9 protein-coding genes are annotated in these 14,780 nt (G+C 38.7%); 7 read left to right on the top strand and 2 right to left on the bottom strand.

Annotated features, from left to right (window positions below; genetic code table 11):
* Positions 1-31: 31 nt before the first annotated feature.
* On the bottom strand, positions 32-4,435 hold the full coding sequence (locus LRP81_RS14530; RefSeq protein WP_230502325.1) for a S8 family peptidase: 4,404 nt from the start codon (positions 4,433-4,435) through the stop codon (positions 32-34).
* A 652-nt stretch (positions 4,436-5,087) separates the two neighbouring features.
* On the opposite strand from LRP81_RS14530, the gene LRP81_RS14525 reads away from it, so the two are divergent.
* The 4 genes from LRP81_RS14525 (at position 5,088) to murC (ending at position 11,334) form a co-directional block, all read left to right on the top strand.
* Positions 5,088-5,897: a DUF1444 domain-containing protein gene (locus tag LRP81_RS14525; RefSeq protein ID WP_230502323.1), complete on the top strand. Its 810-nt coding sequence runs from the start codon at positions 5,088-5,090 to the stop codon at positions 5,895-5,897.
* Between the two features lie 163 nt (positions 5,898-6,060).
* The gene (locus tag LRP81_RS14520) at positions 6,061-8,517 is read left to right on the top strand and encodes a DNA translocase FtsK (protein ID WP_230502321.1); all 2,457 of its coding nucleotides are present in this window, start codon (positions 6,061-6,063) and stop codon (positions 8,515-8,517) included.
* Between the two features lie 131 nt (positions 8,518-8,648).
* Positions 8,649-9,734: a nicotinate phosphoribosyltransferase gene (locus LRP81_RS14515; protein WP_230502319.1), complete on the top strand. Its 1,086-nt coding sequence runs from the start codon at positions 8,649-8,651 to the stop codon at positions 9,732-9,734.
* Positions 9,735-10,026: 292 nt separating this feature from the next.
* Positions 10,027-11,334, top strand: a complete 1,308-nt coding sequence (gene murC, locus LRP81_RS14510) for a UDP-N-acetylmuramate--L-alanine ligase (RefSeq protein ID WP_230502317.1) — start codon at positions 10,027-10,029, stop codon at positions 11,332-11,334.
* Between the two features lie 298 nt (positions 11,335-11,632).
* On the opposite strand, the gene LRP81_RS14505 is transcribed toward murC, so the two are convergent.
* A complete protein-coding gene (locus tag LRP81_RS14505; RefSeq protein WP_230502315.1) occupies positions 11,633-12,748 on the bottom strand; it encodes an aminopeptidase in 1,116 nt (371 codons plus the stop codon).
* Between the two features lie 220 nt (positions 12,749-12,968).
* Here LRP81_RS14505 and LRP81_RS14500 point away from each other — a divergent pair, with 220 nt between their 5' ends.
* From LRP81_RS14500 to ytxJ, 3 genes are all read left to right on the top strand, one after another.
* Positions 12,969-13,403 carry a DUF948 domain-containing protein gene (locus LRP81_RS14500; RefSeq protein ID WP_230502314.1) on the top strand — a complete coding sequence of 145 codons (435 nt, stop codon included), beginning with the start codon at positions 12,969-12,971 and terminating at the stop codon, positions 13,401-13,403.
* A 13-nt stretch (positions 13,404-13,416) separates the two neighbouring features.
* Positions 13,417-13,893, top strand: coding sequence for a YtxH domain-containing protein (locus LRP81_RS14495; RefSeq protein WP_230502311.1), 477 nt, complete (start codon positions 13,417-13,419; stop codon positions 13,891-13,893).
* Positions 13,894-14,077: 184 nt separating this feature from the next.
* Entirely contained in the window at positions 14,078-14,404 is a 327-nt protein-coding gene (gene ytxJ / locus LRP81_RS14490) for a bacillithiol system redox-active protein YtxJ (protein WP_230502309.1), read from the top strand.
* Positions 14,405-14,780: the final 376 nt, after the last annotated feature.

Below are 14,780 nucleotides of genomic sequence, written 5' to 3'. Positions count from 1 at the left end.
TTTCATCACAGCCCCTTTATCTTAGTATCAATTAATTGTTTTTATTACCAGGATTTTCAGGCTTTCCTGGATTAGCAGGCTTACCTTTGCCATTACCATTTGGTTCATTGATATACAACTTACCTTCTGCAAGAGCACGGGTTACATTACCGAAGTCATCCGCAACTTTTACTTCGATTTCTGCTCCACTTGCCACTACACTTGAAGTAGCTGTCCAATAACCTACATAGTAACCTGGAGATTGCTCCATTAATGGAAGCTCAATAGCATTATTCACATCGTTCCCTTGCATCATCGTCGCAGTGTTTGTTAGCGGCATACGGATGGAGAACGTTGCTCGTAATCTTTCTTCGCTATTGAATTCAATTTTTACTGACTGTCCTGCTCTTAAGTGTTTATCTTCTGTTGGCTTCAAATTAGTGATTTCTGCTGCATCATACTTAGCAGAGATAGTTACTTCTTGGCTAGTACTATTACCAGCAAGGTCTTGTGCTACCACTTGGATTGTGTTCTCACCATTGTTAAGCATCACTCGATGAGAATACTTGCCATCATTTACGGTTGCATTTTGACCATTTACTTTTACAAAGTCTAAATTAGCATCTTCAACTGTACCTGTTACTGTAACTGTTTCCCTGTTTGTTTTAGAACCGTGCTCAGGACTTGTAATAACAAGTTCCGGTGCTTGTTGATCAAGAACTATTGTGACAGGTGCAGATTCTTCTGTTTCCCCAGTTTCAGTTGAAGACTTAGCAGTTAAGACATTGTCTCCATCTACTAATTCAACGTCTAATGAGAAAATTCCCTCTTCAGTAGCAGTAGTTGTTCCTACTTCTTCCCCATTACTTAGTACATGAACTGTTGTAGTTGGTGAAGCATTACCTTCTACCGTAACTGTAGATTCATTTGTAAACGATCCGTCTGCTGGAGAAGTAATCGTTGGAGCCGTTACCTCAAAATTAACTAGTGCACGGATCATATAGTTACCCTCTGCTTCTGGTGAAGGTGACCATGCACCACCGACATATTGCCAACTGCGACCTGCATTTGGTCCATTCTCATCGGTACCAAGGCCTGGTGTATTCGGGTTAGCGTGTGTCTGAATATAAACCATGTAGAAATCTTGTTCCACAATGATTCCGTGTTCCGCTAAGTCAACGGTTGTCCACTCGCCTGTACGAAGGGCAGTACCATCAAATGGTCCAGCTAGCTTGGAACCAGGGGCACCATTTGAGCCGTTAGCATCCCAAACTTCTACTTTAAAGTCTGTACCTCCAGGGACTGGCCATGTAGTATCCCAGAAACGGAATAGTCCGCCAGTTACTAGGGCACTATTTTGTCCGTCTGGTAAGGACATTTTTACAGCCCAGCCGTTTCCAGCGTCAAAGAATGCTCTTGCGTTTTCAGCTGTACCATCGTCATAGCCAATTTCACCAGGATAGCCGATGAATGGACGTAGCTCAATATCAAGAGAAGAATCACCTTCAATTGATACTTCGACATTTTCACTGTAATAAGAAGGAGCCATTATACGAAGGGTGTAGTCACCTTCATAAGCTGTAATCGAGAAATTTCCATTTTCATCAGTTGTTACAGGTGCAACTGCAGCGTCTTCTACTAGGATTAATGTAGCATTAGAGATTGGATTTCCTGTCACGCTGTTTGTAACAGTTCCAGTTAATGTCCCTTGTGCAATTTCTTCCAGTACAAAGTTTGCTATAGCTTCACCATCTGGAGCAATGTCCACGGACTGCTCGGAAGGGTGATAGCCGTATGCTTCAGCTTTTACGGTATACGTACCAGCTGCATGTAACAATTCGTATAATCCATTTGCTGGATTGGTGTTAACAGAACGATTTGTTTCCAATACCGACACTTGTGCATGTAACGGAAGGGCTTGAGGGTTAAGATCCTCTTTCGTTGCCTCTTCTTTTACAGCAGCCGCTGCAGGTTGGATTTTATCAGGGTTTACTTTTTCCTCTTTTGCTTCCACTTTTTCTTCTTTTTCAACGGAGGTTTTTGGTACTTTAGACTCTGCTTGGTTAGATTCTGCAGATAATGCCACATCATCAATGTACCAGCCAGAACGAACCACACTGCCGTCTGTCCTTAGGTTAAAGCCTACGTAAATGCGTTGACCAGCATATGCGGACAGATCGACCTCTCTAGCTGTCCATTGTTCACTTATGCCTGTTATACGTAGTACTTGTGTCCAATTCTCTTGATCTGTTGAAACAAATACATGTCCGAAATCCCAGTTTGCTTCTATGTTTGACCAATTCATAAATTGTAAATATGCGCCACTATCTTCTGGAAGATCGATAGGAGGCATTACTAGCGTCATATTTGCATTGTTGCCATAAGTACCTGATAGATTGGTTGCATATAATTTTTCACCGGAATATGCAGCGTTTGGACCACTTGTCGGGACGCCCCACTCCCAAGAATTTTGGGCTCCGAAAGAGTACCAGCCAACAGGATCTGTTTCAAAATCTGTAGAATAACCAAGAGTTATTCCAGGTTGAACGCTTACTTCATACGTATCAGATGTGACTTCATTTCCACCAAAATCAACTATGTGCCAACGGTAGGATACAGATGGTTCTACAATTTCTTCACCTGAGATAGAAGCAGTATATGTGGCATCGTTATAGGTGCCTGATGCACGAGTGGCTTCTAGTTCTACCCATTCCCCAGAGGCATTTTCATGTTGAAGTTTGACGGATGTGATACTTACATTGTCCTGCACATGAATACTTAAAGGTATATCCATGCCAGCGTATGTTTCTCCAGGAGCAGTATGCTCAAAGGTAGGAGGTTCGTTATCTTCTCCGTCTTTGGCCACTTGACCTTTCACCTTTCCAAGACCGGAGATAATGGAAGAAACTGCATCAAAGGCATTAATTATACCGTGACCGTACCCATTATTTGGCGTGCTAGGGAAGTTGGAGTCTGTTCTCGGTGTAGCTGTAGTCATTAAAATCTCTTCTATATCAGCTATAGAAAGATTAGCATTTACTTGTTTTAGTAATGCTACTACCCCTGCTACGTGAGGGCTTGCCATTGATGTTCCACTTGCGTTTCCATAGTTATTACCAGGAGTTGAAGAACGAACCCCTACACCTGGAGCGGAAACTTCCGGTTTGAGTTCTCCATATGGAGATGGACCCTGCAAGGAGAAGCTGGCAAGATTCATATTTACATCTGTAGCACCAGTTGCAAATGATTCTGGATAGTTTCCAGGAGTTGAAACAGATCCAGGACCACCAGGATTTCCTAACCTTACATTCCCTGCAGCAAAGGCTGGGAATATATCAGCTGCGACCCATGCTTGTACCATCGGACGGTACCATTCGTTAAGTCCTGGTCCACCACCCCATGAGTTATTGACAACATCTGGAGCCATCGCCGGGTTAGGTACGCCATTTGCATCTTTTGGAGCTAAAATCCATTCTCCTGCTGCAAGTAATGCCACATCTGTACCACCAGCTGGAGTGAAGGCTCTAACTCCTATCCATTTTGCTCCAGGAGCAACTCCAACTTGATTCGAACCATTTGGTTCAGCACCAACCATCGTACCAGTAACATGCGTACCATGGCCGTCATCATCATATGGTATAGATTGGTTTGGAGGAGTAGCATCAAACCAGTTATACTCATGATTTGGACTGTTTGGATTTGAAGAGTTGTAGCCACGATATTTTTCCCTTAAAGCAGGATGGTCCCATTGGACACCGGTATCGATGCTTGCTACAACTGAACCAGTTCCATCTACACCCATATCCCATGCTTGTGGAGCACCGATTTGAGTTACACCCCACTCAACATTTTCTAAGCCTGCAGCGGGCTTCTCATCATCCTTTTCAATGTCAGCGGTACCTGCGGCTTCTGCAGCTGGGTCCAGTTGACGAACTTCGTTAGGAAGCAGCTTTTCAATTTCTGGGAATTTAGCTAGCTCTTCCATCACTTCTTTAGTAGCGGTAACCGCCATTCCATTTACTATATAGAATGATTGTATCTCTTTTGCTTTTCCTTCTTCCTGAGCTTTTTCAAGATACTCTTTAACCGTTGCTTGGGTTCCGATAGCAGTTGCTCTAAGTTCAGATACTACTGCATTACGTTTCATTAGTTTTTCCTGACCTGCTGAAGCTTTTTGTAGCTTAGCAGAATCAGATGCCTTTTCTGCGACCGCCAAAGTATCTACTTGTTCTTTGAATTTAATAAGGAAAGTAACCTTATCTCCATCCTTACTAAATTGGTTAGATAGACGATCTGGAATTTTATTTGCCATCACTTCTATGGATTCCGCTAAAGAGGTGGATGCTTTTTTCCCTTGCGCAGAGGCAGTCCCTGGGATAAAGCTTGGAACAATTAGTAATAAACACATAATGATACTAAACACTCTAGCAAAATTACGTTTCCGCTTTCGACTCATTCAATATCCCCCTTAATTAATGAAATGACTAATACTGATGAACGATCCTCCTTCCTGTCAAAAATGTTCTGCTTTTTTGGCAGAATACTGTATATGTAGGAGAATCTCGGTGACATTTTCAGATTAATAAAGGAAGTTAAAGAAAAGTGTCGAAAAAAGAAGATAAAAATCAGAAAATTCAAAAAATAAATCAAATGATATAGATGATATTTTATCAGCTAGTTAATTGGTATAGGTTGGATATTTTATAGAAAATAGGGGTAATGATGTAAAAAAATACTAATAAATAAAAGCTTTAAACTATTTATGTTTGATGGAGGGCATAAAAGAATAAATAGGAATAAGTAACTATTTTTTGGGAAATAAAAAGATATTCAAAATAAAATAAGAAAAATTATCTATTGCTACTATTCCTAAAAGAATAAAGGAGGTAAAGAGTACGCTTTTTTTTGTCGGATAATCTAACTTCGGTAAGTGCTTATGTAGTGATATGGTGAAAAAATAGGTGTAATCTCCTAAATCTAAAATGGAGAAATAATATGATCGTTTAATAGTAGAGTTTGTTAAATTAAAACATTGTTCGACAATTACACTTTCTTTTGTTTTGTTGTACAATAAAAGTTAACCAAATGAGAGAAAGGGATTGTTCCTCATGGAAAAATTAACTGTCCTAAAAGTGAAACGACTTTTAGAAGAAAAATTAGCTCATTCCAATTGGATGATTACATATGATCGTGAAAAAGAATCATTAAGGGTGGAAGATAAAGAGACAGGAAAAGGTATCACCATAGCTCTCCAAGGGGTTTTGTCTAAGTACGAACAGACAAATGATATGAAAGCCATTGATGAGTATGTGTATTATGTGAGAGAGGCGTTGACAAGCATGAAAATGCCTATCCAACTAAATGGGTCAGAACGCCATATATATCCTGTTATTCGCTCAACATCATTCCCGACATCAAGTAATGATGTACCCCTTATTTATGACGAGCATACTGCTGAAACACGGATTTACTATGCAGTGGATCTTGGGAAATCGTACAAATTAATAGATGAAAATCTCTTGGAAAAAGAGAACTTATCTAAAAGCACAATTAAGGAAATGGCAATGTTTAATGTTAGGTCCTTGCCTATAAATGTGAAAGAGGACATAGTCGCAGGAAACACCTTTTATTTTGTTCGCTCCAATGACGGATATGATGCAAGTAGAATATTAAATGAATCCTTCCTTGAGTCTTTTAAGAAACAGGTGATTGGTTCGATGACTGTTGCGGTTCCACATCAGGATGTATTAATACTTGCAGATATTCAAAATGATGTTGGATATGACATTCTTGCTGAATTGACAATGAGCTTTTTTGTTAACGGCAAAATCCCAATAACCGCTTTGTCTTTTCTTTATGAGGAAGGAACTCTCGAACCTATATTTATTTTAGGGAAAGATAATAAAAAAGAGCGATGAAACAATTTTATGGTAGAAAATTTCAAGATTGTTTCGAAGGGTATAGAAAGAAGATTGATAGAAAAGAAACAAAACAATGAATGATTTGAAGTAGGCCATTAGAATTCTTCTAGTGGTTTTTTGCAACCATGTAGTCTATAAAGTTAGAAAGAGTGTGATAGTTGTGAATTGGTTTAAAAAACTGTTTGGTCAGTTTGAGGAAGAAGATGAAATATTGGTTGGAAAACCGCATGAAGAAGTCAAGGAAGCAAGTAGAAAACAACCAAAAGCAAAAGTAGCCTATCAATATCCAGAAGGTAAATTCAGATTTCCACTCATTCCGGATGAAGAGCGTTCAACCCGTGCACCTAAAAGGAAAAAAGAAAAAACACCGCCAATTCAACAGAGTGAAAAATCGGCAAAGGAAAAAGTTACTGATCATAAACCTATAGACGATCAAAGTGATAGTCGCTTCAAAAAAGAACCTAGTTTCCAAAAAAAGTTTGAAAAAATAGTGAAAGAAAACAACCAACCATTTCATCCAACGATGGTACCTTCGCCAATTTACGGGAATAACCCTCGTCCACCAGCGGAAGTTCCAGAATTCGTACTTTCCAATACAAATGACGATCAAGAAACTTATTGGAAAGGAACCTCGGATCGAAACGATACATTCGGTTCATATCCAGACAAATATAACTTGGAAGAGAACGAAAAGATTCAATCTTTCGCTGATAGATTAATAGAAGAAACAGAACAACCACAGCAAGCTATGGAAGTAGAAAATGGGTTGTACGAAGAAATTGAAGAAATTAGCTCTCCAGAAGAAGATACCTCGAAAGTATCTGAAGCAGAGATGCAAGAAAATAATCAGGAAGAAACAGCCTACACAAATGCTTCGAAGTTGGATAGCATTACTGAAAGCAGTGAAAAAGAGGAAGTAAAAATCGTTGAAGAGGATGAACCCTACTCTGTAATAGAAGATAAACATCAACCACCCAAAACAGATAACCAGCAGGAGAAAAGGTCAGGAAAACGACAACATGTCCCTTTTAATGTCATCATGTTAAAGGAGGATAAACGCTCCTTGGAAAGAAAAAGGCTACAGCCTGTCCAATCACAAGAACGACAAGAACGACAAGAACAACAAGAACAACAAGAACAACAAGAACAACAAGAACAACAAGAACAACAAGAACAACAAGAACAACAAGAAAACCAATTACCTTATTTTCAAAAACCAACCATTCATCTTTTAGCAACACCACCTCATCATTCTGAAGATGATCGAGAATGGGTTGAAGGTCAAAGACAGTTGCTTGATGAGACACTGCATCATTTCAGAGTTGGTGCAAGAGTTGTCAAAGCGACGCAAGGACCATCTGTGACACAATTTGAAGTCCAACCTGATCCAGGTGTTAAGGTAAATAAGATTACTAATTTGAGTGATGATATTAAGCTGAGTCTTTCTGCAAGAGACATACGAATTGAAGCACCAATACCAGGAAAGAACACAATTGGTATTGAAGTACCTAATAGAGTAAGTAAACCAGTTTTAATTAAAGAGATTATTCGACATCCGTCTTTTATCCAAAATAGTTCTCCATTGACGGTAGCGCTTGGTCTTGATATTTCTGGACAGCCTGTCGTATTGGACCTTCAGAAAATGCCACACGGATTAATTGCTGGTGCAACAGGTTCTGGTAAGAGCGTCTGCGTGAATTCCATTATTGTCAGCTTGCTTTATAAAAGCACTCCAGATGAAGTTAAATTGTTATTAATCGATCCAAAGATGGTGGAATTAACGCCATATAATCATATTCCACACCTTGTCAGTCCTGTCATCACAGATGTAAAGGCTGCAACTGCTGCCTTGAAATGGGCAGTTGAAGAAATGGAAAGAAGATATTCATTATTTGTTCATGCTGGAGTAAGAGACATTGGAAGATATAATGAAATTGCTAAACAACATAATCAGGAGCAACTGCCATACATGGTAATTATTATTGATGAGTTGGCAGACTTGATGATGGTAGCACCAAGTGATGTGGAAGAAGCAATTTGTCGAATTGCCCAAAAAGCAAGAGCATGTGGCATGCATTTATTAATTGCTACACAACGTCCTTCTGTTGATGTAATTACAGGTCTAATTAAAGCAAATATTCCAACGAGAATCGCTTTTTCCGTTTCTTCTCAAGTTGATTCCAGGACAATAATTGATATCGGGGGTGCAGAGAGACTTCTTGGAAGAGGGGATATGCTTCTTTTAGAAAATGGGGCACCAAAACCAATCAGGGTACAAGGAAACTTCGTATCGGACGATGAAATTGAAAAGACTGTTTCACATGTTAGAAGTGAACAAAAACCAACATATCTTTTTGAACAAGCTGAATTGTTAAAGGAAGCGAACATTCAGGAAGAGGATGAATTGTTCTACGATGCATGCCAATTCGTCATTGAACAAAATGTCGCATCTACTTCCAGCTTGCAAAGAAAGTTTAGAATTGGATATAATCGTGCAGCCCGGCTAATGGAATTGATGGAGGAGCACGGAGTCATTTCCGGTCCAAAAGGAAGTAAACCTAGAGATGTATTAGTAACAGATGAAGAGTTAAGTGAGATGCAAGATTCTGACTATTGAATTCTTATTGCAGGAAATGTTGTAAATGGATAGAAAGTTCTATTATTATAAATAATAGATAGCATTACGAGTTTGCATATCAGAGAAAAGACAGTAACTCGAAAACAGGGTCGTAAGGAGCTTTAAATAGGATGAAGGAAATTGAACTGAAGCTACAAGGAAAAATAAAAAGATTAACTAACCGGACCTTCAAGTTTGATGAACGTGTGAAGGAAGGATGGTTTTCTGCCGTCTATTTTTTAAAAACAAGAGAAATTGTAAAAGAATTTAAACCTGATAATATAGTTACCATGCAATTTTTTCAAAAAGATCATGCCGTGTTGTGTGGAACTGACGAAGTAATTGCTTTAATTAAAACCTTTGCTGAAGATCCAGAATCACTAGAAATCTACTCGTTGAAAGATGGAGATAAAGTAGCACCCTTCGAAACAGTACTGACCATAACAGGACCTTATCAACATTTTGGTTATCTGGAGGGAGTAATTGATGGTATTCTGGCCAGAAGAACGTCAGTGGCTACGAATGTCTATAATGTGGTCAAAGCTGCAGGTCAAAAACCAGTTATTTTTATGGGGGACCGTGATGATCATTACACTCAACAGGCAGGCGACGGATATGCGGCACATATCGGAGGATCTACCGCACAAGCGACTCATGCAATGAACGAGTGGTGGGGAAAAAAAGGAATGGGCACGATGCCACACGCCCTTATCCAATTGTTTAATGGAGACGTTTTAGAAGCATCCAAAGCATATCATGCTAAATTTCCAGAAGACGATCTATTAGTTCTTGTCGATTACAACAATGATGTCATCACAGATGCATTGCGTGTTGCAAGAGAATTTGGAAGTAAGTTGAAAGGGGTGCGAATTGACACTTCCCGAACTATGATTGATCAGTATTTCATCAGAAATTCTGATGTACTTGGAACCTTTGATCCACGTGGGGTTAATGCACCGCTTGTATTTGCTCTCCGAGAAGCCTTGGATAATGAAGGGTTTCATCACGTGAAAATTGTAGTGAGTGGGGGATTCAGCGAACAACGTATTAGAGAATTTGAAGAACTGAAAGTACCAGTTGACATTTATGGTGTAGGTGGCAGTCTGTTGAAAATCCACATCGGCTTCACTGGTGACAATGTGGTACTTAATGGGGAACCCCAAGCAAAAGCAGGGAGAAAGTATCGATTTAATGAACGCCTTGAAAAAGTGGATTAATGTATATACATTATAGAAAAATGGAGAAACTGGTAGAAAACAGATTCTATCAGTTTTTCTTTGCAGGTGGAGCAATTGAGGAAATAATGCTATAATGGGTCGGTGCATCAAAGAGTCATATGTACATAAAGGTTTCCCCATCATTCTTTTCGGGAATTAGCACTTTTAGACGCTTATCATATAATGGAATATCAATAATGATAAAGCGATGTCTGACACAAAAAAACAATCAAACTATTCAGCTATAAATTGTGAGCTGGATGATTCAGAGATAAATGTTGGAGGTTTTTTCATGACCATTTATCATTTCGTCGGTATAAAAGGTTCAGGAATGAGCGCACTTGCAGGCATATTAGATGATATGCACTTCCAAGTACAGGGCTCAGATATCGAGAAAAGATTTTTTACACAAATAGGTTTAGAAGAAAAAGGCATTACTATTCTTCCGTTTAATAAAGAGAATATTCAAGATAACATGACTGTCATTGCAGGTAATGCCTTCCCTGATACTCATGAGGAGATTGTCGCAGCAACAGAGATGAATCTCCCTGTTATTCGTTATCCACAATTTCTTGGGCAATTCATGGAAAAATATACTAGCGTTGCTGTTACTGGTGCACATGGTAAAACATCGACTACAGGCTTGTTATCACATGTAATCCAAGGCGCAAAACCGACATCATATTTGATCGGTGATGGTACTGGTAAAGGAATAGAAGGAAGCGAGTATTTCGTTTTTGAAGCTTGTGAGTATAAGCGTCATTTCTTGTCCTATTTTCCCGATTACACCATCATGACAAATATTGATTTTGACCATCCTGATTACTTCGGAAGCATAGATGATGTATTCTCCGCTTTTCAAGAGATGGCTTTACAGGTGAAAAAAGGAATCATAGCTTGTGGTGATGATGAATATTTGCAAAAAATCCAAGCAAAAGTTCCAGTGATTTATTACGGATTTGGTGAAGAGAATGATTTTCAAGCACGCCATGTTGAAAAATCTACAGTAGGCACAACATTTGATGTATTTGTTCGAAATAACTATTATGCAACCTTTAAAATAAATGGTTATGGTGATCACAACATCATGAACTCGCTTGCAGTGATTGCATTATGTCATTATGAAGAGATTCCTGTTGAAGTTATTCAACAACAGTTATTATCTTTTGAAGGTGTGAAACGTCGCTTCTCCGAAAAAGAAGTAGACACTCAAGTATTAATAGATGATTATGCCCATCACCCGACAGAGATTAGAGCTACAATTGAGGCAGCAAATCAAAAGTATCCGGATCGGGACGTTATAGCGGTTTTTCAGCCGCATACATTCACTAGAACACAAACTTTCTTAAGTGAGTTCGCTGATAGCTTAAGTGGCGCTGACTATGTCTATCTATGTGATATTTTCGGTTCTGCCCGTGAAAACCAAGGGCAGCTAACGATCCATGACTTGTTGGAAAAAATTCCTCAAGCAGAAATTCTAACAGAAGAAGGTACACAAACGTTAGCAAAGCACCAAAACAGTGTAATTATTTTTATGGGGGCTGGAGATATAACGAAATTCCAGGAAGCCTACGAAAGATCATTACAACCTAAATTGTAAAAAAAGCCGGTCCTCTTTGGAGACCGGTTTTTTTAGTGTTGTATCGGGATGATTAATTTAAGCGTCAATCCCCTATAGATCATAAGACGATTGTCAAGAAGGGTCTCGCTCGACCGAAGCTCTTGCGTTTTGAAAGAAGAATGAGGGACTCTATAAAAAACGAAAGATATTTAGGGTGATACAGCGATTCCGTCTTTCGGACTTTAGGGCTTTCAAAACAAGGGAAGGACTGTATAAATAATCAGATATTCGCTAAACAAACAAAAAGAACCGGATTTGTTATCCCGGTTCTTTTTGTTTATTTTAAGTTTTCTGGGTTCAAAGCTTCTAATTCCGGTACAACAAACTTTCCATCTTTTCTAATTAATACATCATCAAAATAAATTTCTCCACCACCGTATTCAGGACGTTGGATATTTACCATATCCCAATGAATATCAGAATTGTTTCCGTTCCAGGTATCTTCATACGCCTGTCCAGGAGTGAAGTGGAAACTGCCATCAATCTTTTCATCGAATAAAATATCCTGCATTGGATGCTGAATATATGGGTTTACGCCGATAGCAAATTCACCAATATAGCGCGCTCCTTCATCTGTATCAAAAATCTTGTTGATACGTTCAGTATCATTTGCACTTGCTTCCACAATTTTTCCGTCTCGGAATGTTAATGTAACATTCTCAAATGTGAATCCTTGGTATGGGGATGGCGTATTATATGTAAGCGTACCATTCACGGAATCTTTTACTGGTGCCGTATATACTTCCCCATCAGGAATATTCATTTCCCCTGCACATTTCACTGCTGGGATATCTTTAATGGAGAATGTTAAATCTGTCCCTTTTCCGGTAATACGAACTTTATCAGTTCTGTTCATTAATTCAACCAATGCATCCATTGCATTACTCATTTTCCCGTAATCAAGGTTACATACGTCAAAATAGAAATTTTCAAATCCTTCTGTACTCATTTTTGCAAGCTGTGCCATAGATGCGTTTGGATAGCGAAGTACAACCCATTTGGTTTTTGGAACTCGAATATCTCGGTGTACTTTCTTTCCTACCGTACTACCTTGAATTTTTTGTTTAACATCTGGTACATCAGATAGCTCATTTATGTTATCACCGGAGCGTAGTCCAATATAGGCATCCATATTGCTCATAACATTTGCTTCAAAATCAGCTTTCATGTTATATTGGTCTTCCTCGGCACCAAGAAGAAGCGCACGGTCAACTTGGACATCTTTTAAGGATACGAACGGATGGCCACCTGCTTTATAAGCTTCTTCTACAAGTGCGATAACAAGCTCTTTTTGCAATCCGAAATTTTCAATTAAAACTTTCTCTCCTTTTTGAAGACGAACGGAGTAATTGATTAAGTTTTTTGCCAATGTTTGAATTCGAGGATCTTTCATTGATTACTTCCCCCTAGTTGAATGGTTTATGTACATCTTTTATTGTAACCGATATTGAACAGTTTGTTTAATTTTTACGTGAGATATTTTTTCAAAAAATCTTTTTAATCTAGAAGGTATTTTATTATTGTCCTAGAATAAAAAAGGGGAAGAGATGTTTAAACTGTAACAAGATGGGTAAAGAAGTAGTATGTCACGGAACAGCAGGAGGTGTCACATTTTGGTTGAGTTGCTTTATGTTAGTGCTATTATTGTTGCTATTGCTTTTTTAATATTAGTTATATTTGTATCTAAAACTCTCCGATCTGTCCAGGGGACCTTAGATCAGGTTGCCGGCACTTTAGGAAGCATTGAAAAGCAGATGCAAGGAATCACATCCGAGACAGAGCAGATTTTACATAAGACCAATGTATTAATGGATGACATTCAAGATAAGTCACAGCAACTTAATACAGTGGTCACTGCTGTGAAGGATGTTGGGACCTCAATTCAAGGATTTAATCATTCCGTTTCACGTTTATCTAATAATGTTGCACAACAGCTAGACCATAACCAAGATAAAGTGTCTCAGGTAGTACAATGGTCCAATGTTGCCATGGAACTTGTGGACAAATGGAATGAAAGAAAAAAGAAAAACCAAATTAATAAAGTTTGAGGAGGAATCTGGAATGAGCAAAGAAGAAACGAACAAAGATGGCATCAATACAAAAGATTTTTTAATTGGTACATTAATTGGTGGAATTGTGGGAGCTACTACTGCGCTTTTCCTAGCTCCAAAATCAGGTAGAGAACTTCGTGAAGATATTACAGACCAAGCTAACCAACTTAAAGAAAAAACAGATAACTGGAAGGCTCAAGCTACAGAGTTTTCAAACGAACTTGCTGAGTCTGCAAAAGATAAAACAAATCAATTAACAAAAGCAATTTCTGATCAAACACAACAAGTTATGGATAAAGTAAAGCATTTGCGTGAGAATAATGGAGACGTGTCCAAAGAGCTACAAGAGCAGGTTCAAGACATTATTTCGGAAGCTGCTACTGCAATTGAATCTGGTTCTGAGGATTTAACGGATGAAGTAAAAAAAAAGCTTGAGGATACAAAGGCTGCATTAGAAGACGTTGAAAAGAAATTAACAGAAAACTAAAAACTTGAGAATAAAACGGCGAAGTGATATGATTGCTTCGCCGTTTTTATTTTAAAAAGATTTAAGTTAGTATCTAGCTCTAGCACCCACTGGTGGTCAAAAGCCAAGTCGTCTTGAACTTGTCGGGGCTAAATAAGGTGCTGGTGCTTTTCTTATCATGAATAGTAGAAAGGTGAAGAGAAAAATGGAAAAGAAAAACATTTATAGTGTGGAAGAATTTAATCAAATTGCAGAAGAGAATGCTACTTTTTTAATTTTTAAAAACAGTACGACATGCCCAATTTCACTTGCAGCATTTGAGGAATATGAAAAATTTGTAGAAGACCAAGATACTGTTCCGTGCTACTATTTGAACGTTCAGGATGCACGACCTCTTTCCAATCATATCGCAGAAAAGTATGAAATCAAACATGAATCACCACAAGCCCTTTTGTTTAAAAATGGAGAAGTGGTGTGGAATGCCTCCCATTGGAAGATAACGTATTCTTCTCTCCAAGAAAATGTTAAGTAACAAGAGCGTGCTCATCGGCACGCTCTTGATTATTTCAAGAAAGAGGAACGCCTAGCCCCTCGAGTTCAAAAGCTAAATTGTTCAAAAGGTGAAAACCAACCCTCAACAGCAGAAATTTAACATGTCGGAGCTGGACAAAGCACATGTGAGTATCTCCAGGATCCTTTCGTTTTTTATTCAACACGAAAAAAGAGGAAAACCACAATTAGTGTCCACATTCACTGCCTTTGCAACACGAAAGAAGAGAAAAACCACAATTAGTGTCCACATCCACTGCCTTTGCAACACGAAAAAAGAGAAAAACCACAATTAGTGTCCACATCCACTGCCTTTGCAACACGAAAAAAGAGAAAAACCACAATTAGTGTCCACATTC

The sequence above is a fragment of the Sutcliffiella rhizosphaerae genome (assembly GCF_917563925.1).
Taxonomy (GTDB): domain Bacteria; phylum Bacillota; class Bacilli; order Bacillales; family Bacillaceae_I; genus Sutcliffiella_A; species Sutcliffiella_A rhizosphaerae.
This window is presented reverse-complemented; position numbering and strand designations above follow the sequence as displayed.

Coding starts and splice junctions, on each gene's coding strand:
- LRP81_RS14530 (WP_230502325.1), bottom strand. CDS start 4,435: ATGAGTCGAAAGCGGAAACGTAATTTTGCTAGAGTGTTTAGTATCATT.
- LRP81_RS14525 (WP_230502323.1), top strand. CDS start 5,088: ATGGAAAAATTAACTGTCCTAAAAGTGAAACGACTTTTAGAAGAAAAA.
- LRP81_RS14515 (WP_230502319.1), top strand. CDS start 8,649: ATGAAGGAAATTGAACTGAAGCTACAAGGAAAAATAAAAAGATTAACT.
- murC (WP_230502317.1), top strand. CDS start 10,027: ATGACCATTTATCATTTCGTCGGTATAAAAGGTTCAGGAATGAGCGCA.
- LRP81_RS14505 (WP_230502315.1), bottom strand. CDS start 12,748: ATGAAAGATCCTCGAATTCAAACATTGGCAAAAAACTTAATCAATTAC.
- LRP81_RS14495 (WP_230502311.1), top strand. CDS start 13,417: ATGAGCAAAGAAGAAACGAACAAAGATGGCATCAATACAAAAGATTTT.
- ytxJ (WP_230502309.1), top strand. CDS start 14,078: ATGGAAAAGAAAAACATTTATAGTGTGGAAGAATTTAATCAAATTGCA.